Source organism: Cytobacillus depressus (genome assembly GCF_008923245.1).
GTDB lineage: Bacteria > Bacillota > Bacilli > Bacillales > Cytobacillaceae > Cytobacillus > Cytobacillus depressus.
Window position 1 is genome coordinate 98,458 of record NZ_WBOS01000009.1, and the last position, 20,174, is coordinate 118,631.

The 20,174-nt window shown below is 37.9% G+C and carries 22 protein-coding genes; 16 read left to right on the plus strand and 6 right to left on the minus strand.

From position 1 onward, the window contains the following. Positions 1–37: 37 nt before the first annotated feature. On the minus strand, positions 38–937 hold the full coding sequence (locus F7731_RS17095) for an AraC family transcriptional regulator (RefSeq protein WP_151536019.1): 900 nt from the start codon (positions 935–937) through the stop codon (positions 38–40). Positions 938–1,121: 184 nt separating this feature from the next. Between F7731_RS17095 and F7731_RS17100 the strand changes: the two genes are divergently transcribed. The 3 genes from F7731_RS17100 to F7731_RS17110 all read left to right on the plus strand — a co-directional run bounded on the left by F7731_RS17100 (position 1,122) and on the right by F7731_RS17110 (position 4,937). After that, positions 1,122–2,378: a Zn-dependent hydrolase gene (locus F7731_RS17100; RefSeq protein WP_151536020.1), complete on the plus strand. Its 1,257-nt coding sequence runs from the start codon at positions 1,122–1,124 to the stop codon at positions 2,376–2,378. Between the two features lie 42 nt (positions 2,379–2,420). Continuing rightward, the gene (gene dpaL, locus F7731_RS17105; protein ID WP_170289734.1) at positions 2,421–3,647 is read left to right on the plus strand and encodes a diaminopropionate ammonia-lyase; all 1,227 of its coding nucleotides are present in this window, start codon (positions 2,421–2,423) and stop codon (positions 3,645–3,647) included. Between the two features lie 126 nt (positions 3,648–3,773). Further along, positions 3,774–4,937 carry a M20 family metallopeptidase gene (locus tag F7731_RS17110; RefSeq protein ID WP_151536021.1) on the plus strand — a complete coding sequence of 388 codons (1,164 nt, stop codon included), beginning with the start codon at positions 3,774–3,776 and terminating at the stop codon, positions 4,935–4,937. A 215-nt stretch (positions 4,938–5,152) separates the two neighbouring features. On the opposite strand, the gene F7731_RS17115 is transcribed toward F7731_RS17110, so the two are convergent. After that, on the minus strand, positions 5,153–5,728 hold the full coding sequence (locus F7731_RS17115; protein ID WP_151536022.1) for a GNAT family N-acetyltransferase: 576 nt from the start codon (positions 5,726–5,728) through the stop codon (positions 5,153–5,155). A gap of 478 nt (positions 5,729–6,206) precedes the next feature. Here F7731_RS17115 and qoxA point away from each other — a divergent pair, with 478 nt between their 5' ends. The 4 genes from qoxA (at position 6,207) to qoxD (ending at position 10,028) form a co-directional block, all read left to right on the plus strand. Beyond that, positions 6,207–7,127, plus strand: a complete 921-nt coding sequence (qoxA, locus tag F7731_RS17120) for a cytochrome aa3 quinol oxidase subunit II (RefSeq protein WP_151536023.1) — start codon at positions 6,207–6,209, stop codon at positions 7,125–7,127. A 71-nt stretch (positions 7,128–7,198) separates the two neighbouring features. After that, on the plus strand, positions 7,199–9,145 hold the full coding sequence (qoxB, locus tag F7731_RS17125) for a cytochrome aa3 quinol oxidase subunit I (protein WP_151536024.1): 1,947 nt from the start codon (positions 7,199–7,201) through the stop codon (positions 9,143–9,145). Further along, entirely contained in the window at positions 9,145–9,741 is a 597-nt protein-coding gene (qoxC, locus tag F7731_RS17130; protein WP_151536025.1) for a cytochrome aa3 quinol oxidase subunit III, read from the plus strand. The genes qoxB and qoxC overlap by 1 nt, the downstream gene beginning before the upstream one ends. Positions 9,742–9,743: 2 nt before the next feature. Continuing rightward, the gene (qoxD, locus tag F7731_RS17135) at positions 9,744–10,028 is read left to right on the plus strand and encodes a cytochrome aa3 quinol oxidase subunit IV (protein ID WP_151536026.1); all 285 of its coding nucleotides are present in this window, start codon (positions 9,744–9,746) and stop codon (positions 10,026–10,028) included. Positions 10,029–10,161: 133 nt separating this feature from the next. On the opposite strand, the gene F7731_RS17140 is transcribed toward qoxD, so the two are convergent. Then, positions 10,162–10,392 carry a hypothetical protein gene (locus tag F7731_RS17140; protein WP_151536027.1) on the minus strand — a complete coding sequence of 77 codons (231 nt, stop codon included), beginning with the start codon at positions 10,390–10,392 and terminating at the stop codon, positions 10,162–10,164. Between the two features lie 215 nt (positions 10,393–10,607). Here F7731_RS17140 and F7731_RS17145 point away from each other — a divergent pair, with 215 nt between their 5' ends. The 5 genes from F7731_RS17145 to F7731_RS27100 all read left to right on the plus strand — a co-directional run bounded on the left by F7731_RS17145 (position 10,608) and on the right by F7731_RS27100 (position 15,218). Then, positions 10,608–11,402, plus strand: a complete 795-nt coding sequence (locus F7731_RS17145) for a nucleotidyltransferase domain-containing protein (protein ID WP_151536028.1) — start codon at positions 10,608–10,610, stop codon at positions 11,400–11,402. A 55-nt stretch (positions 11,403–11,457) separates the two neighbouring features. Next, positions 11,458–12,516: an LLM class flavin-dependent oxidoreductase gene (locus tag F7731_RS17150; protein WP_151536029.1), complete on the plus strand. Its 1,059-nt coding sequence runs from the start codon at positions 11,458–11,460 to the stop codon at positions 12,514–12,516. 149 nt (positions 12,517–12,665) lie between these two features. After that, on the plus strand, positions 12,666–13,343 hold the full coding sequence (locus F7731_RS17155) for a hypothetical protein (protein ID WP_246197262.1): 678 nt from the start codon (positions 12,666–12,668) through the stop codon (positions 13,341–13,343). A 61-nt stretch (positions 13,344–13,404) separates the two neighbouring features. After that, on the plus strand, positions 13,405–14,880 hold the full coding sequence (locus F7731_RS17160; protein ID WP_151536030.1) for a protein adenylyltransferase SelO: 1,476 nt from the start codon (positions 13,405–13,407) through the stop codon (positions 14,878–14,880). A 203-nt stretch (positions 14,881–15,083) separates the two neighbouring features. After that, positions 15,084–15,218: a hypothetical protein gene (locus F7731_RS27100; protein WP_281352564.1), complete on the plus strand. Its 135-nt coding sequence runs from the start codon at positions 15,084–15,086 to the stop codon at positions 15,216–15,218. Positions 15,219–15,322: 104 nt separating this feature from the next. Here F7731_RS27100 and F7731_RS17165 read toward each other — a convergent pair whose 3' ends face one another. Beyond that, positions 15,323–15,592 (minus strand): hypothetical protein, encoded by a 270-nt coding sequence (locus F7731_RS17165; RefSeq protein ID WP_151536031.1) that lies wholly within the window; start codon positions 15,590–15,592, stop codon positions 15,323–15,325. Between the two features lie 529 nt (positions 15,593–16,121). Here F7731_RS17165 and fabI point away from each other — a divergent pair. From fabI to F7731_RS17185, 4 genes are all read left to right on the plus strand, one after another. Then, positions 16,122–16,901: an enoyl-ACP reductase FabI gene (fabI, locus tag F7731_RS17170; protein ID WP_151536032.1), complete on the plus strand. Its 780-nt coding sequence runs from the start codon at positions 16,122–16,124 to the stop codon at positions 16,899–16,901. Positions 16,902–17,109: 208 nt separating this feature from the next. Further along, the gene (locus F7731_RS17175; RefSeq protein ID WP_151536033.1) at positions 17,110–17,736 is read left to right on the plus strand and encodes a metal-dependent hydrolase; all 627 of its coding nucleotides are present in this window, start codon (positions 17,110–17,112) and stop codon (positions 17,734–17,736) included. Between the two features lie 25 nt (positions 17,737–17,761). Beyond that, positions 17,762–18,358, plus strand: a complete 597-nt coding sequence (locus F7731_RS17180) for a class I SAM-dependent methyltransferase (protein WP_151536034.1) — start codon at positions 17,762–17,764, stop codon at positions 18,356–18,358. Positions 18,359–18,463: 105 nt separating this feature from the next. Then, a complete protein-coding gene (locus tag F7731_RS17185; RefSeq protein WP_151536067.1) occupies positions 18,464–18,658 on the plus strand; it encodes a helix-hairpin-helix domain-containing protein in 195 nt (64 codons plus the stop codon). 57 nt (positions 18,659–18,715) lie between these two features. Here F7731_RS17185 and F7731_RS17190 read toward each other — a convergent pair whose 3' ends face one another. Together F7731_RS17190 and F7731_RS17195 are read right to left on the minus strand one after the other, a co-directional pair. Continuing rightward, the gene (locus F7731_RS17190; protein WP_151536068.1) at positions 18,716–18,916 is read right to left on the minus strand and encodes a hypothetical protein; all 201 of its coding nucleotides are present in this window, start codon (positions 18,914–18,916) and stop codon (positions 18,716–18,718) included. 175 nt (positions 18,917–19,091) lie between these two features. Next, on the minus strand, positions 19,092–20,075 hold the full coding sequence (locus tag F7731_RS17195; RefSeq protein WP_151536035.1) for a ring-cleaving dioxygenase: 984 nt from the start codon (positions 20,073–20,075) through the stop codon (positions 19,092–19,094). Between the last annotated feature and the right edge of the window lie 99 nt (positions 20,076–20,174).

Consider the following 20,174-nt stretch of genomic DNA (forward strand, 5'->3'; position numbering starts at 1 on the left):
GTTGTCACATTTAATGAAAAAAATAATCCACCCGAGTTCATGACTCGGGTGGATTATTTTTCTTTAATTTTTTATATGCAAATGGAGTCATGTTCATGAAATTTCTGAATAAATCAATAAAATAGCTTGTACTATTAAAACCAACTAGATAAGCAACTTCTGTTACATTAAAATCACCGTGCTGTAGTAAATATAAGCTCTTTTGAATTCGATAATCCGTTACATAATTTAAGGGTGTACTATTTAAAATTCGCTTGAAATATCGACAGCATTCAGAACGGCTTAGCTGTCCAGCCTTTGCAATATCCTCTAACATAATTTTTTCTGCATAATGTTGATGTATATAACTTAACATTTGCTTCATTCTATTTCCCTTTATTATTTCAGTCTGCACATATTCAAGTTGAATACCATTAACGATTAAGTTTTTCCAAATTAATGTTAATTGCATCGAAACATCAATTTCATAGTAAGGTGGTTTTTGCTCAATATATTGATGGATGTCCAAAATTGCATTTAAAATGTTTTTCCCCCAAAGCTGATTTGCATCTACATATAAGTAAGGGAAATTAGTAGCTTGAATATAGGGTTTTACATAGGGCGTATAGAGTTCTTGTGATAAAACAAAATGAGGAGATATATTTAAGCAAATATAAACACAACCTGACCGGTCTTTTTCTTGTGCCTTATGCAGGCACCCACTATTTATAAACAAGCCATCTCCTTCTCGTACTACTATCTGATCTTCATTAACTTGAAAAATGGCTTCCCCTTTTACGATTAACACAAATTGAATTTCATCATGCCAATGAAGCGGAATATAGCCATGTATATTTTGTTTTATCGTTGTCTTATAACATGCAATCGGCATTACGACTGTATGATGTTTGGTAAGTTCTTTTAAGCTTTCATCAATCATGAAGTTTTTCATTTGCATAACTAAAACCTCAATATATTTATATTTTTCTATTCAATAATAGTATTATTCTAATAGATATTAACTTAATATTAACACAATTGTTACATTTAAAGATATTAATCATCAAAATTTTCATTTATTACAGACTTGTTTATTCTAGTTTTTTCAATTTATTTTACATTTTGAAAAGAGGGAACTGGACATGCCATTAACTAGTTTAAATCTATCAATTAACACTGACCGCCTACTCAACCGTCTTCAAGAACTTGGTCGAATTGGTCGTGACACTGACAACAAACTAACGAGATTAGCCGCTTCAGATACAGACAAAGCAGGACGGGACTTATTTGTCACTTGGATGAAGGAATCCGGATTAGAGGTTTATATCGACAGAATCGGTAATATTTTTGGTATTTGGTATGGTCCTGAGAATAGAAATGAAGCACCGATTATGATAGGTTCGCACATCGACACAGTAATCAACGCTGGCATTTTTGATGGCTGCTATGGAGTCCTTTCTGGACTTGAAGTAATAAACACTTTGCAGGAGGCAGGTTTTATTCCATCTCGTCCAATTGCAGTTGCAGCATTTACAAATGAAGAGGGTGTTCGATATACCCCTGATATGATGGGCTCCCTCGTATTTGCTGGTGGACTCTCAGTTGAAGACGCGCTTGCAACAGTGGGGGCGGATGGCACCCTATTGGGCGAGGAACTTGAACGTATTGGATATGCTGGCACGGAGGATCCTGGCTTTTTAAAGCCACACGCTTATATCGAACTTCATATCGAACAAGGTCCAATTCTTGAGAAAATGGGCTTTCCAATTGGTGCTGTAGAGAATTTGCAAGGTATTTCTTGGCAGCGTATTACGATTGAAGGAGTTGCAAATCACGCGGGTACTACACCGACAGATATGCGACGTGATGCAGGACTTGCAGCAGCACGTGTGATCACATATTTACGCGATCGTGCGAACGATTCTAATGGGCAAACTGTTGCAACAGTTGGAACTATAGATTTTAAGCCAAATGCTATTAATGTCATTCCATCTTTGGCAACATTCACTGTTGATTTGCGTGATCCATACGAGCAGAGATTGCAACAGGAAGAGAGAGCACTTGCAAACTACCTCAAAGAACTAGCTGTATCCGAAGAAGTATCCATTACAACTGAACAGCTAGTACGTTTTCAACCTGTCACATTTGATGAAACAATCGTTAAACTTGTGGAACAGGCTGCTAATCAGCGCGGACTTCAATCAAAACGAATGACATCTGGCGCGGGACATGATGCTCAAATGATGGCTCGTGTTTGCCCTACAGCTATGATCTTCGTTCCAAGTATCGATGGGATTAGTCATAATCCTAAGGAATATACAAAAGATACAGACTTAGAAGATGGAGCTAATGTATTACTTGACGTAGTTAGCAATCTTTCAGGTAACCACACTATTTGAGTAAGTGGTCATCGTAAAATTTTATACTAGGAGGTTCTAAAAATGCAGAAAACAGTAAATTCCGTAATGAGGTTTGCGAAAAACAACAATTATTCACCTGAATATAACGAAGAGGAATTATCGGTATTTGCAGAAAAAGATATAAAAGGAGTCCTTGAATTTCAAAAAACACATAGATCCTACAATGAAACCCCTTTGTATCAATTAAAACATCTAGCTAAACACTTAAACATAGCTGATATAAGAGTAAAGGATGAATCCCATCGATTTGGTCTTAATGCCTTCAAAGTAATGGGCGGAATTTACGCTGTAGCGAAATATTTAGCTGAACAACTAGATGAGAATATTGAGGATCTTTCCTTCGAAAAATTACAATCTTCTAACATCAAAGAAAAGCTAGGTGAATTAACGTTTATTTCAGCTACAGATGGGAATCACGGACGGGGTGTCGCTTGGGCAGCAAGGGAGCTTGGACATAAATGTATCATTTATTTACCAAAAGGTTCTTCAATACAGCGCTTGACTGCAATCCGCGATGAAGGAGCTTCTGCGGATATTACTGAAGTCAATTATGACGAAACTGTTAGGTTATGTGCAAATTTAGCTAATAAAAATGGCTGGATTATGGTGCAGGATACTGCTTGGGATGGTTATGAGGAAATCCCACTTTGGATTATGCAGGGCTATGCCTCAATGGCAACGGAAATTGTTGAACAATTGAAAAAGGAAAGTGCAGAAGCACCGACACATATCTTTCTCCAAGCAGGAGTAGGTTCGTTTGCTGCCGCCATTGCTGGTTTCATGGTTCGTTATTATCGAGATAATCCCCCGATAATTGTCGTGGTTGAACCAGATCAAGCTGATTGTTATTATCGATCGTATTTAACTAAAGAAGGTAGGAGAGAAATCGTTACTGGAGAAATGAATACGATTATGGCGGGATTAGCTTGTGGGGAACCGAATACAAGAGCTTTTGAATTATTGCGTCATTATGCTATTGGTGCATTTTCTTGTAATGATAGTATTGCTGCCCTTGGAATGCGTGTATACGGTAATCCACTGCAGGATGATCCACGTGTTATCTCGGGGGAGTCAGGTGCAGTAACTTTGGGCGTACTTTACTACTTAAGAAAACTATCAGACGACCCGAAAGTTTGCCAAGAGATTTCACTAGACTCTAACTCTCGGGTATTACTAATAAGCACAGAAGGGGATACTGACCTAGCAAAATATCAACAGGTCGTATGGGAAGGGCTTTGCCCAAATTAATTAGGGTATCGATTTGGAACATAAGGTCGAGAACAATATTAACCGAAAGTGGCAGGCAGCAGAATGATTGCCGCTAGTAAAGAATTTGCTAAGAGCACTAGTAAAAACATGAAGGAGTGATTATCTTTGTTAACTATATCAAAATCAGATGTTCTCGAGTTACTTCGGGATCTAATAAGAATCCCATCTGTTAATCCAACTCTTGTACCCGAAGAGGGCCATAATGAGGTGAAAATAGCCGAATTTGCAGTAGACTGGCTAAAAAAACATAAGGTTGATGCACGCATAGAGTTTGTTGAACCTGGCCGACCAAATGTGTTCGCAGAGGTTGGAGATGGGGACGGACCGACTCTTTGCTTATGTGCACACTTGGATACAGTAGGAACAGAAGGGATGGAGATTGATCCATTTGATCCTAGAGTAGAGGGAAATCGAGTTTATGGACGAGGAAGCTGTGATATGAAGGCAGGGGTAGCAGCGATAATGAGTACAGCAGCCTCATTAGCAGCTTCAGGATCAATAAAGGGGAAAGTAATATTGGCCCTTGTTTGTGATGAAGAATACTCCAGTATCGGGGCGGATCACTTTGTGCTTCACCACAAAGCAGATGCATGTATTCTTACTGAGCCAAGCGACTTGAAAATGGTCATTGCCCACAGAGGATTCTTATGGGGAAAAGTAACATCAATGGGTCGCAGCGCTCATGGTAGTAGATGGGATCTGGGGGAAAGTGCCATTACAAGGATGGGCAAGGTTATCGTTGGATTAGATGATTTCGATAAAAATGTGTTAAGAAACAGAAGTGAAGATCTCGTTGGTCCTGCATCCATGCATGTAGGTCTCATTAGTGGAGGTGTTGGAATTTCTACTTATGCACCAGAATGTCAAATTCATATTGAAAGGCGTACTATCCCTTCAGAAAACATATCTAATATAAAATCAGAGATTGAAAAAGTGGTACAGAATGTAGCTGAAGGTTCTCAAGTAGATTGGTACTTTCATAGGAACCCTTTTTCATGTAATCCTAATGAATTAATAGTTCGGAATTTAACTGAATCATTCGAAAGATTATTGGGGAGAGAGCCTGAAAGGGTAGGCTGGGGATTTTGGACAGATGCAGCCATATTCCAACAGGCTGGTATTCCCACTGTTAATATTGGTGCTTCTGGATTCGGGCTCCATGAACCAGTGGAATGGGTTGATTTCGAGTCTGTCATAATGAATACAAATATATTAATAGATACTGCAACGACGTTTCTCCGAGAAAAAAGAATAATTGCAGAGGTTTAATATAGTTTCCTTGCTATACAAGGGTAGAACACAATCAATAAAAATAAGGAAAATCTTTCTTAAATAAACATATGCAAAGGGGATCCCCCATCACACTATTGCGTCATGGGGGATCTTTATTTAAACAAAACGAATTAAGAATTTCTTACATTATTAAATAGTTTTAAGTTAATATTTTAATCTGAAATTGAGTTTTTATGAAAAATTTATTCAAACTACTTGATTAGCTGTTGAAGATTCTTTTTCACTACTGGCCATTCTTCCTGGGTGATACTGTACATGACTGAATGACGTGCGGTGCCATCTTGGCGAATCATATGATTGCGCAGTATGCCTTCTTTTATCCCGCCGATTCGTTCAATTGCCTGTTGCGAACGGAAATTCTCGTGATCTGTTTTAAGCTGCACACGGCGAAGGTTTAATTTTTCAAAACAGTATTCTAGCAGCAAATATTTACAATTTGTATTGGTCTTTGTACGCCAATATTTTGGATTCAACCATGTATAGCCTATTTCTAATCGTTTATGTTCCATGTGTAAGTCTAGAAATCTAGTGGAACCGATGATTTGTTTTGTTCTCTTATCGATGATAACAAATGGAAATTCTATCCCTTTTTCTTTTAAAATTAAGGCCTTTTGTACAAATTCAACCGCGTCTTCTTTAATTGCGATATTCAGCGTCATATGCTTCCAAATCAATTCATCCTGTGATGCTTCAAAAACCCCATCCGCGTCATTCTCTTCCATTTCTTTTAAACAAACAATCTCGTTTTCTAATATGATACTTTCCATAATGGATTCACCCCTTTCTTCCATTTTATACATAGTTGGATATGATTAACACTTTGTGTTTCTTTTTTTGTCATTATCACAATGGCCATATTCCACTCAAAGGTCGATTAAAATGTCCGTTATCGAGGCTATAACGGCAAATTCCACTCAGAGATTAATAGAAAAGTCCGTTATCAAGAATATAACTACAAATCACTATTTAGTCCGGATTATTGAAAAGGCTAAATCTTACATATAAACCTACCTATCAAAGTAAACTTAGTAATTATTTTCCTATAATATTCGTTTTGCAGTGTGCCTTTGAACATTTTGTGAATAAATGCTGTGTGAAATATTGAACGTTTTGTGACATCGCACTAAATTCATTGTTTTTATTGTATGTTGAGAATAAGATAGAAAGTAGTTTGTGATACATATCACAAGAAAAACTATTTTAAAATGATTTAAAGCTAAAAATTTTTAGAAAGGGGCACCCTTAATGAAATTGAAATGGGCTATTTTATGCTTGGTTATCACTATTATCACGATGCTTACAGGTTGTGAACCGTTAATGGTTTTAGATCCTAAAGGACCTCAAGCCGAAACGACAGCCAATGTCATCTGGATGTCAATTGCGATGATGGCGATTATTGTCATTGTTGTTTTTGCCCTTTTAATATTTGTTGTATTAAAATACCGTGCATCGAAACAAAGTGAGGATTATGAACCTCCACATATTGAAGGGAATCATTTGGTTGAAGCAATTTGTGTAGGGATTCCTGTTATCATTATTATTTTCCTTTCGATCATTACGGTTAAATCCACATATGAGGTTGAGGCTACACCGAAAGGGTATGAAGATCAGAAACCGTTAGTTATTTATGCAGCATCATCTGATTGGAAATGGCATTTTAGTTACCCAGAGGAAGGTATTGAAACTGTTAACTATTTATATATTCCGACCGACCGTGCTTTAGAGTTTAAACTATACTCATACGGACCAATTACAAGTTTCTGGATTCCACAACTTGGTGGACAAAAATATGCGATGTCTGACATGGTGAATACATTGCATTTAGCAGCTGACGTTCCTGGTGAATATATGGGGCGTAATTCAAACTTTAGTGGAAAAGGGTTCGCACAAAATACGTTCCAGGTGAAAGCCATGCCGGAAGATGAGTTTGATAAGTGGGTAAAAGAAGCGAAAGAGACAGCTGAACCTTTAACGGAAGAAAAATTCGATAAGCTTTTAGAGCCAGGCCATCTTGGTCAATTAACATTTAGTAACACTCATTTAGAATTTAGACCTGCTCCAGAACATAATCATGGATCACATGCTTCTCATGAAGGTCATGTGCATGAAACGGGAGATTCTCACGATGAATCCCATGAATCTCATGATGAACACAACCATAATTAATAGACTCCAAGATTTATATCGATTTATTTAGTCTTAAAAGCAATATTTTTCCTTGAAAGGAGTTACAAAGTATGGAATTCTTTGATCGATTTGCCATACCTCATCCAAGTCCAGCGATTTATGCGTCAATGGTAGCGATTGGTTTAACAGTGATCGCGATTCTCGCCGGTTTAACATATTTTAAAAAATGGGGTTATTTATGGCGTGAATGGTTGACAACGGTTGACCATAAGAAGATCGGTATTATGTATTTAATCTCTGCACTCCTCATGCTTTTCCGTGGTGGGGTTGATGCGATTATGATGAGAGCACAAACAGCTGTACCTGATAATAAGCTACTTGATGCTCAGCATTATAATGAAGTATTCACTACCCATGGGGTGGTAATGATTATTTTTATGGCGATGCCATTTATTTATGCTTTAATGAACGTCGTTGTTCCTTTACAGATCGGTGCTCGTGACGTTGCGTTTCCACGCTTAAATGCACTGAGCTTCTGGTTATACTTCATGGGTGCAATGTTATTCAATATTTCATTCGTTATTGGTGGATCACCAGATGCTGGTTGGACTTCTTATTTCCCACTAGCAGGCAATGACTTCAGTCAATCTGTAGGAACGAATTATTATATGATTTCGATTCAGATTGCGGGGATTGGTACATTAATTTCTGGTATCAACTTTATTACGACGATCTTAAAAATGAGAGCTCCAGGTATGAAGTTAATGAAAATGCCAATGTTCACTTGGACAGCTTTTATTACGAACGTTATTGTAGTATTCGCATTCCCAGTATTAACAGTTGCTTTATTACTTGGAACAATGGACCGCCTGTTTGGCGCAAACTTCTTTACGATGACAAACGGTGGTATGGATATGCTTTGGGCCAACCTATTCTGGGTTTGGGGACATCCAGAGGTATATATCCTAGTATTACCTGCATTCGGTGTTTATAGTGAGGTTATCTCAACTTTTGCACGCCGTAACTTATATGGTTATAAATCGATGGTTGCTTCTATCGTAATCATCTCGTTCTTGTCCTTCTTAGTTTGGATGCATCACTTCTTTACAATGGGGCAAGGGGCACTATCGAATAGTATTTTCTCAATCACGACAATGGCGATTGCGATTCCGACTGGAATTAAGATTTTTAACTGGCTGTTAACAATGTATAAAGGGAAAATTAAGTTTACCGTTCCGATGCTTTATTCTGTAGGATTTATTCCGATCTTTACAATTGGCGGGGTAACTGGGGTAATGTTAGGGATGGCAAGTGCCGACTATCAGTACCATAATACAATGTTCTTAGTTGCTCACTTCCACTATACAATTATTCCAGGTGTCGTATTTGCGATGCTTGCAGGTCTCACTTACTGGTGGCCAAAAATGTTTGGCTTCATGCTGAGTGAAAAAATTGGTAAATGGGCATTCTGGTTTATCGCTATTAGCTTTAACGTGACATTCTTCCCAATGTTCTTCACAGGATTAGATGGGCAAGCACGTCGTATGTACACTTATTCTGCAGAAACTGGTTTTGGACCGCTGAACTTACTATCGTTCATTGGTGCTGCAGGGCTTGCAATTGGTTTTGCGTTAATCGTGTACAATGTATATTACAGCACACGCTATGCTTCAAGAAATATTAGTGCAGATCCTTGGGATGCAAGAACACTTGAATGGGCTACACATACTCCGATTCCGGCTTATAACTTTGCTGTAACACCGCAAGTGGATTCAATCGAAGCATTCTGGGATAATAAGAAAAAAGGAACACCAATCTTCAAAGGTGATATTGAAAAAATTCATATGCCAAATAGCAGTGGCGTTCCATTTATTATGAGTAGTATCTTCTTCGTATGGGGTTTCTGCTTTGTATTTAGCATATGGATTCCATTAATTATTACAACAATTGGTATATTTGCTTGTATGGCTTATAATTCATTTAAGAAAGATGATGGATTTTATATTTCCGTTGAGGAAGTTGAAGACACAGAAAAAAAATTGCGAGGTGCTAGCTAATGAGAATAGATCACTCGCTTCCGCTTGAATATAGTACAGATCAAAACAAAATGAATATTTTAGGCTTCTGGATTTTCCTTGGAGCTGAAATTATGCTCTTTGCCACGCTTTTTGCAACCTATTTCACATTAGTGGATCGGACAGGAAGCGGCCCATCTGGAGCCGAGATTTTTGAAATTACACCAGTGCTTATTGAAACATTCGTGCTTTTAACAAGTAGTTTTACGATTGGCCTTGGTGTTCATGCGATGCGTATTGGCCATAAAAAAGCAATGATGAGCTTTTTTGCGATTACACTCCTTCTAGGCCTCACTTTCTTATGTGTTGAGATTTTTGAGTTTGTTCATTACGTTCACATTGGGGCAGGGCTGCAAACTAGTGCATTTACTGCCAGCCTATTAACAACGCTTGGAACACACGGAGCACACGTGACGCTTGGTTTATTCTGGGGATTATTTATCGTCCTACAAGTCAAAAAAGATGGTTTAACTCCTAGAACAACGAATAAAGCGTTCATCTTTTCACTTTACTGGCATTTCTTAGACGTTGTTTGGATTTTTATCTTTAGCTTCGTCTACTTGAAAGGATTGATGTAAACATGAGCGAATTATTTCCGCGCAAACAAGTTATTGGTTTTGTCTTTTCGTTGGTTCTAACTGTAGTTGCTCTTGCTGTTTACTTCTTTAACCTATCATTTGCAGTAGGTATGACAATTCTTTTAGTAACAGCTTTCGTGCAAGCAGGTGTTCAACTTGTAGTATTTATGCACGCTGGTGAAACAGGTGACAAAGGTTCGATCTATACGAATATTTTCTATGCATTTGCTATTGCCCTATGTACCATTTTCGGTACTTTACTAATTATGATTTGGGATATGGCATAATCATTTAAAGGAGCGTCTATTGCGGCGCTCCTATTATTTATTATTAATATGTTTAAGATTGATAGAATTGTATTTAATTTCGAATTCCTCTTGGCAAACTACCCCTAGATTTACCAAAGTACATTCAAATGCCCTAAAAAACTTTAATACCTTTATCCGTTTTTTCATTCATTTCTTCTGTAATAACGAAGAATACCCCAATTAGAAAGATAAAAATAGCTCCCATGACTGTACCGATGCCAATTCCTGTAACCGCACTGTAATCGCTTACAAAGAATCCATATAAGAAAATCGCCATCCCAATTGCGAGGACGGTGTAGCCAACAGATTTTGTCGCATTAAGTATTTTTAACTTAGATTCCATTTCTTTCATCCCCCTTTGTATTCATTATTCATTTTGTTCACAAATTTGTCAAATGTTTTTTGCGAAGTTCCTTGTTTTAGTCTGAGAATGCTATAATTGTAAGTGTTTATGTCTTGTTCATATTGAACATATAAAGGTGATTATTTTGTGTATAAGGACAAGTTCTGCTGAATCCGTAGACAATTTGTTTAGACATGGAGAATGGAGGCATTCCATTGGAAGCGCATATTAAACAGGTGATTAAACAGCTTGAACGTGATTATGATATGAAGGTGCTGTATGCATGTGAAGCTGGAAGCCGGGCTTGGGGCTTATCTTCAAAAAATAGTGACTATGACGTCCGTTTTATTTATGTCCAGCGGAAAAATTGGTATCTTTCGATCGATCAAAAGAGGGATACGCTAGAAATTCCTAATAGAGATCCTATTTCGATGCTGCTTGATGACCGATTGGATTTAAGTGGTTGGGAGCTTTCGAAGGCATTGCGATTATATAGAAAGTCCAATCCATCTATATTCGAATGGCTGAGCTCAAAGTTAGTTTATTCAGAATCTTATTCAACTATTGAAAAGATGCGTCAGATGGAACCGAGCATTTTCTCACCTGTAGTCTGTTTTCATCATTATTTAAACATGGGAAAAAGAAATTTTCGCGACTGTCTTCATAGCAAGGAGCCAAACGTAAAAAAATACATAAATGCCTTAAAGCCGATATTTTCAGTAAAATGGATCGAATTACATCGAACCTTTCCTCCTATAGAATTCCAAGCCTTGCTTGACCAATTTAATTTGCCTGATGAACTGAATGAGGCAATTACACATTTAATAAAAAGTAAATTGACTACAACAGAGTGGAACAGAGATATTGACTTGGATGTCATCAATCAATATCTTGAAAGTGAATTACGAAATCTAGAATCACGTGCAAAAACTATGCATAAAGAAATAGTCGATCCTACAACTGAACTCGACCAGCTTTTTAGAGACACATTAATTGAGGTTTGGGGATAGGAAGCAAGCGCATTTTATTAAAAATAGCAATTTAATTGTAGCAGGAGGTTATAACATGGAGATAGGGATTAGTACATTTGTCGAGACGACACCGGATGTGAGGACGGGTGAGGTGATTAGTCATGCACAGCGTATTCGTGAGGTAATTGAGGAAATTGTATTGGCAGATCAGTTAGGGTTGGATGTTTTTGGTGTCGGGGAGCATCATCGTGAGGATTTTGCGGCATCTTCTCCGGCTGTGATCTTGGCAGCGGCAGCTTCGCGGACTGAAAGAATTCGGCTGACAAGTGCCGTTACGGTGCTTTCCTCTGCAGATCCAGTACGGGTATTTCAAGATTTTGCCACAGTTGATGCGATTTCAAATGGACGAGCTGAGATTATGGCCGGAAGGGGATCATTTATAGAGTCGTTTCCTTTGTTTGGCTATGATCTAAAAGATTATGATAAATTATTCGAAGAGAAGCTAGAGCTATTATTGAAAATTCGGGAATCGGAAAAAGTGACTTGGAAAGGCGGACATCGCCCAGCCATACAAGATCGCGGCGTTTATCCACGCCCAGTTCAGAATCCGTTGCCTGTGTGGATTGGGAGCGGTGGGAATTCTGAATCGGTAGTTCGTGCGGGTCTGCTTGGATTGCCTTTAGTCCTAGCCATTATTGGCGGCAGTCCACTGCATTTTGCACCGCTAGTCGAGCTATATAAAAAAGCTGCCTCACATGCAGGCCATGATCTATCAAAGCTATCTGTTGCTTCCCATTCACATGGCTTTATTGCTGAGGATACGGAAACAGCCGCCGATAAATTTTTCCCTTCCACTCAGCAAGTCATGAGCAAACTAGGAAAAGAACGCGGTTGGCCACCGTATTCTCGTTCTACATTCGATGCTGCTCGCAGCTTAGAAGGGGCATTGTATGTCGGCGATCCGCTGACTGTTGCAAATAAAATCATTTACTTGCGAAAAAACGTCGGCATTACCCGTTTTATGCTCCATGTCCCTGTGGGCACAATGCCACATGAGGATGTTATGAGTGCAATTGAATTGTTAGGAAAAGAAGTAGCCCCTCATGTTAGGGAAGAGGTAGCTGAGTGGGAAGCTGCCGGTGACGGCCAATAATAATTGAATGCGATAATGGAAAAAGGGACAGAGAACTTGTCCCTAACCCGTATCGCCAATATTTCAGGGAAGCCGCAGAATCTCCAAAAACTCCGCTCGTTATATCACCCAAAAGCTACCTCTGATAAAGAATCCTTGTGGACGACATATTGTTTACACCGGAATTTCATATCGGGTCGACATTTGTAACAATTCTCGTTTGGATAACAATTGGGCTCTTACTTATTCCACATCATATTTTTACTAAACTTGGGGCAGTTTTATTATTAGGCTTATTTATTCATGTTACGATGAATAATGGAATTTTCCATATGCTAGATTATGGCTTTTATGTTGCTATCATTGGTGTCTTATTAGTAGGAAATACAAGGTTTGAGAAAATTGGTTTTCCATTTTTATATTTAGGAACAGGATTATCTTTATGCTGGGTTGCGGTCGAAAAATGGGTATATCCAACTATGTCTTTGGATATAGTCGTAAACCATCATGTTCCTACGTTCGGCTTTGCTCCAGCAGCATTTATCGTTATGGCCGCCTTTATTGAATTTATTGTCGGATATTTATTAGTTGTCGGGATTTTGAACAGGGTATTGGGGTTTGTCGTTACCGTTATTTTTATTATGACAACGATGTTATTTGGAATGACAGAAATTATCGGACACTTTATGATTCATATTGTGTTAATCATCTTTATAATTGAAGGTGTATCATTCTACAACCCGCCAATCAAAATGCATAACACAAGGATCGACCAATTTATCTTTGTCTTTCTGAATTTTATCTTTGTCTTGTCTGCATTTGTATTAATTTACTATCGGTTTGCTTAATATTGGGGGGGCATTATAAGCAATGTGGCCCTGGGCTCCATTGCCGAAAGGAGGAAAATAGATGACAAATCAAAAGGGAAAAATGGATAAAGGCTGGAATTTAGATAATAGTTATGCCCATCTTCCGAATAAATTTTTTACAGCTATCAATCCAACTTCTGTGCGCTCACCAGAGCTAGTGATTTTCAATGATTCGCTGGCCGCCGCACTTGGCTTGAATGCTGAAGCCCTTAGAAGCGAAGAAGGTGTAGCGGAATTTGCCGGTAATGAAATTCCTAAGGGAGCGTTTCCGCTTGCCCAAGCTTATGCAGGGCATCAGTTTGGGCATTTTACCATGTTAGGAGACGGAAGGGCTGTGCTACTTGGGGAGCAGATTACACATAAGGGTGAACGTTTCGATATTCAGCTGAAAGGGTCAGGAAGAACGCCTTATTCACGAGGGGGCGATGGCCGAGCTGCACTCGGGCCGATGCTCAGGGAGTATATTATAAGTGAAGCGATGTATGCACTGGGGATTCCGACGACCCGGAGCCTGGCCGTCGTAACGACTGGTGAGGCAGTGATTCGGGAAAAAGACTTGCCGGGAGCTGTTCTTACTCGTGTAGCAGCTAGCCATATACGAGTCGGCACTTTTCAATATATCGCTCAATGGGGTTCGATTGATGACTTACGAACACTTGCGGATTATACAATAAAGCGTCATTATCCAAAGCTTGAAGGTCAAGAGAATCGTTATTTATCTCTGCTTCAAGAATTGATTAAACGTCAGGCCGAGTTAATTTCCAAATGGCAGCTAGTCGGGTTTATTCATGGTGTAATGAACACCGATAATATGACGATTAGCGGCGAAACAATTGATTACGGCCCTTGTGCCTTTATGGATACGTATAACCCAGAAACTGTATTTAGTTCAATTGATCGGAACGGACGCTATGCATATGGCAATCAGCCTTATATTGGCGGATGGAATCTTGCCCGATTTGCAGAAGCAATTTTGCCTTTGCTTCATGAAAATGAAAAACAAGCACTCGAATTGGCACAAAACGAAATTTCGCAATACACTGAGATCTATCAATCATATTGGCGTTCGGGGATGAGAGCGAAACTAGGAATATTTAATGAGGAGCCTACAGATCAAGCAATTTTCGAATCTTTGCTCAGTATTATGGAAAAGCATCAATCCGATTATACGAATACATTCCGTGCGTTAACAAATGGTAAGTTAGATGGAGCCTCCCTCTTTAGCACTTCTGAATTTGCCGGCTGGCAAAAAATGTGGGAAGAAAGATTAAAGAGACAAGAGCAGTCAAAAGAGGCTTCCTATGAGTTAATGCGGCAACGCAATCCAGCCGTTATTCCTCGGAATCACCGGGTGGAAGAGGCATTGGATGCAGCAGTGAATAATGACGACCTTACCGTAATGGAACGACTGCTTGCTGTTCTTTCCAAACCGTATGAACATTCACAGGAACATACCGAATACTGTATAGCGCCTGCATCATCATCTCAACCTTATCGAACATTTTGTGGGACATAAAGCAAAACTTATATTTCAATTTCCCATGAGATTAAATTGTGTTTTACGATGACTTTGGTATTACCAATAACCTGTCCAAAAAACTGGTTTACTGGACAGGTCTATGTGTATTCCCAAAAACTTGTCCAATTAACATAGTTTTAATTTTTATTAAAGATAGCACAATAAGAGGGGGAGAATTGAATTTTAAGGGAGGTTTTTTGATGGCAAAGAAAAAGCTGGTAAATCAAGTGGATCAAAAGCAGCTTCTTGAAGACAAAGTAGAAGAGTTACGAAAAAATAACTTTGAAGATCAACATGTGCGCCGAGTCACATCGAATGGTGCACAAGGTCAATAAAAAAGAACGCTTTTTGTTTTTGTAATTTGAAACCATATTGTTCGTAAATTTATGAGCATGTTTCGACTGAAGAAAAGAGGGCAGCTAATAACTGCCCTTTCATCTTAATTATTAATAAACATAAAAGTACTTTTTATAATATGAATATCTAGGCACATTTTCTCAAATTCTTTATATTCAATACTCTCCGGGCGATCGGCATATTGATTTTCGCTTGCTGGAAGAATGGCGTACACATAGCCGTTTTTCACACCTAATTTTTGATATAAGCTATCTTCATATCCGTCCTTCCACGTTTGCTCCTTTATTTTTTCAATACTAAAAAGTGTACGTTCTTGAAACGATTTATTTTTTGGCGAATAACTAAATAGCAATGTATCATTTTTTTCTACTAAGTTGTAGGTTAATTAAATGTGGGAAAAAATGAAGAAAATTATAATAGGTTTTGGCAGTTTTATAATATTAAATATTTACTTTAATGCGTCCACACATTTTATCTCAAATAGTATCATGCAATTTTTTTGTCTTCTGCTTTTCTTTCCAATTGCTTCTTATATTGCAAGAATAAATGGACTCCATGGACTTAAAGGGTTAGGGGTTATTAAAAGCCACAACTGGCTAAAACATTTTATCGTTAGTTTTCTCGAGGGGGCTTGTTGCTGATAACAAAAGGTGAAATTAACACAAGCTCAAAAACATGATCCTATTAACATCGGCGTCACTTATATTTTTAGCTGCATTTTTTATTATCGGAAGAAATTAGCAAATATGACCTACTCATATAAAAACGATCTTAATAAATAATATTTTGTAAAGCTTTATGCTATAATGAATTATTAGGAGCAGATACTAAGATTTGCTATAAACTTTTTTCATAAACTTGATAATTACTTGGAGGTTAATATGGAAGATTTACTTAAATTAAAAGATAAGAATATTGTCGTAATGGGCGTAGCAAATGAACGAAGCATCGCTTGGGGAGTAGCGAAATCTTTATACCAAGCGGGAGCAAATGTTATTTTTACATACAGAAAAGAACGTTCATTAAGTAAACTGACAAAGATTTTGAATGACAATCAATTGGAAGCAAAATTCATCGTTCAATGTGATGTCAATAATGATGAAAGCATTGTGGATGCATTTAAACAAATTGGGGAAGCAGCTGGAACCATTCACGGAGTTGTTCATTCTGTTGCTTTTGCACATGCAGAAGATTTAAAGGGTGATTTCATCGATACGTCAAGAGAGGGCTATGCTTTCGCTCAAGATACAAGCGCTTATTCATTAATTAAAGTGGCAAGAGAAGCTAGACCTTTAATGACTGAAGGCGGCTCTATTATTGCAATGTCTTATCTAGGGGCAGAGCGCGTACTCCCTGGCTATAACGTAATGGGCGTAGCTAAGGCGGCACTTGAGTCAGCTGTAAGATATTTAGCTCATGATTTAGGAAAGGACAATATTCGCGTTAACGCTATTTCTGCAGGAGCGATTCGAACGCTTGCTGCTAAAGGAGTTCCTTCCTTCAATGAAATTCTTAATAAAATTGGCGAAACAGCTCCATTGCAAAGAAATGTTACGGCAGAAGAAGTTGGCGACATGACACTTGCACTAATCAGCCATCTTTCCAGAGGAGTTACGGGTGAAACTGTTTATGTAGATGCTGGCTACAATATTATGGGCTAACAATAAATTGATTCAGAACAATTAAGTAAAAGGGGAGATTCCTATTGGTTATGTGAACCGATAAGGATCTCTCTTTTCATTTTTTGAATCAAGATAAAACAAACCTTGTTGTTTCGTTATTTAATTGGTATAATAAAAATGGAAACGTATGTTCTGAAAGGATTTTTTAAGTTAAAAGAACTTGCAAATAACAGAAATAGGTGAAAAAATGAACGGAACTTCACATACAGTCATCGGAGCAACTGTAGGTTTTTTAACTGCAAACATGTTACAAACGAACCCGTCGGAAACAATTTTGCTAGTTGGAGTAGGGGCAATTTCTGGCTTAATGCCTGATGTCGATACTGACGGTAAGTTGAGTAATAAAATTACAATTTCATATAAGACATTAAGAACAGCTGCCCAGTTTTTTGCTTTCCTTATGATTTTTTATAGTTTTTTTACTGAAGTAGGAATGAATAAATGGATAGGAATAGGGATAGGAATTCTCATTTTGATTTTCAATTCATTTATTACTCAAAGGCGAATGCTGACAATTACAGGAGTCGGAATTTTATTTGGAGGTCTTTTTATCCAAGAAGCTTGGTTATGGATGTTAGGCATTTTTATTATCGTTGCGTCATTTGTCCCTCATCGAAGCTATACGCATTCTTTGTTGGGAGTTCTCGGATTTGGATACATATCTTATCAGTTAGAAGCATCGCTTGGCCAAAATGGTGTCTTTTATGCTTGTTTATTTGGCTATATTAGTCATTTAATTGCTGATATGAAGGGGTTGCCATTTAATAAAAGAGGAGTTAAGTTCTTTTTGCCATTTTCGAAGAAAGAGTTTTGAATAGTAAATAGTGGAGTTGAGGTGAATGAGAAATCCTTTCTTAAATCTGTATGATTTTTTCATGAGTCCTTTAGAAAAGCTAAGGTTTCAAAAAATCCGCAAGGAACTGCTTGCAAAAGCAAATGGGAATGTGCTTGAGTTGGGTTCTGGAACAGGAATCAATTTCCCGCTCTACGAGCATGCGGAAAGTGTGATAGCTATTGAGCCAAATCAAAAAATGATCGTGCGCTCTAAACTCAGAAAACAAAGAGCAAATGTGCCCATTGAAATAATTAAAGCTAGTGGAGAGCGGCTGCCATTTGATGATTCTACTTTTGATACTGTCGTTTCTACACTAGTTTTTTGTACAATAAGTGACGTAGAAAAAGCTATGAATGAAATAAAAAGAGTTTGTAAACCAGGCGGGAAGGTCCTTTTATTTGAGCATGTATTAATGGATAATCTTTTTTTATCTAATTTGCAAAATTGGTTAACGCCAGCTTGGAAGAGAATTTGTGATGGATGCTGTTTGAATAGAGATACTTTAGGGCTTGTAAATCGTCAAGGATTTTGTGTTGTAAAAGTGGAAAGATATTTTAAGGGGCTTTTTATTGTCATAGTAGCAAGAAATAATCATAGCTAAAATTTGGTGTTGTAAGGGAAAACTTCAAGCTAATGAATGAATTCTCTCTAATAATAAAAATATTATAAGCGAAAAGAGTGAATGAATTTGACAAAGAGTAAAGTGATGGACGATAGTGACCTTCCTGTTCGACTTGCTAAACCAGCTAGACGGGCACTCGAAGGGGCAGGTTATTTGCGACTTGAGCAGCTTGCACAAGGTAGTGAAGCCGATATCTTAAAGCTTCATGGAATGGGACCGAAAGCTTTTGAGTTAATCAAGCATACTCTTCTTGAAAAAGGATTGTCCTTTCGGAAATAAGAAATGAAAGTCAATTGAGGGAGCCGGAAAATCGATACCGACTCCCAACTTAGCTTTTTAAATAGAATCATCCTCAAAAAAGTTTCTAAATTCCTTTGTGTTGGATGTTTTTTCATTTTCATAATACGGATTTTCAACTGTTGAGTCCTTAGGATCAAGATTTGTTTTTATGACTAATGTCGGCCCGGACGTTCGCTGTTCTGCTATTATGCGGTCATTTAATTGATCAAAGTCAGGAAGCTTATTGCTCCCAGGCATACTTGGTTCTGTCACTATCGCACCTCCCTTTATCTTTAACTTGTGTCTGCCTGCAGAAAATATGTAATGAGGAAAATAAAAAGAGGGAAAAGATAAAACTATGAATTCAATTATACAAATCTCTAATGTAAAAAAATTGCCTGCTTTTTTTGCAGGCAATTTAAAATAAGTTTCATTATTCATACTCTTTCTCAATGTTCTTCGTACTTCTTATAGTATCAATTGGCCTTACTATTTTTTCAATATGCTCACGCTTAGCTTCTAAAAATGGCGGTAATGATAATTTCTCTCCAAGTGTTTCGTATGGTTCATCACCCATAAATCCTGGGCCATCAGTCGCGTATTCGAATAAAATTTGTGGTGCAACTCTCGAATATAATGATCCAAAAAAGAAGCGATCAATAAACCCAGAAGTTGGTATACGGAAGCTGCGAAGGCGTTGATCCCATTCTTCTAAAACTGAGCGGTCATCGACACGAAAGGCTGCATGATGAACGGTGCCATACCCTTGCTGTGCTTGAGGAAGATTAGAATTATCTTCAACAATCACTTGGGCTCCATTTCCGCCTTCACCAACTTCAAATAAATGGAATTCTCCTTCTTGACCAATTTCCCTAAATAATAGAATCTCTTCCATTAATTCTTTAAAATAAGGAAAGTTTGCGATACGAATAAAAACAGGGCCTAACCCGGTAATGGCAAATTCTAAAGGAATTGGCCCATTTTGCCATGGTGTTCCTGATGCTACTCCTTCATTATATTCATCTGAAATCAATTGATAATGCTGTTCATCAAAATCGATGAATGATAGTGTCTTTTTCCCGAATTGTTCTGTGATTCCCGTATGTTTTACCTCAAGACGATCAAAACGCTTGACCCAATAGTCTAGGGCCGCATCGCTTGGAATGCGAAATGATGTTTTTGAGATCTCATTCGTTCCATGTATCCCTTTAGGAATGCCAGGGAAGTCAAAGAACGTCATATCTGTTCCTGCATTTCCTTTATCATCAGCGAAAAATAAATGATAAGTCTTAATATCATCTTGATTGACTGTTTTCTTTACTAAGCGCATACCTAGAACGTAAGTGAAAAACTCATAGTTTTTTTCTGCACTGCTTGTGATGGCTGTTACATGGTGTATTCCTTTTAATGCGTTCATTTTGTTTCCTCCATTATACTGTAGTTCATTTGAATATTATTTCTATTTTTCTATATTCCCACTCACCATTAAATCATAGATATTAACCAATCTTACTTA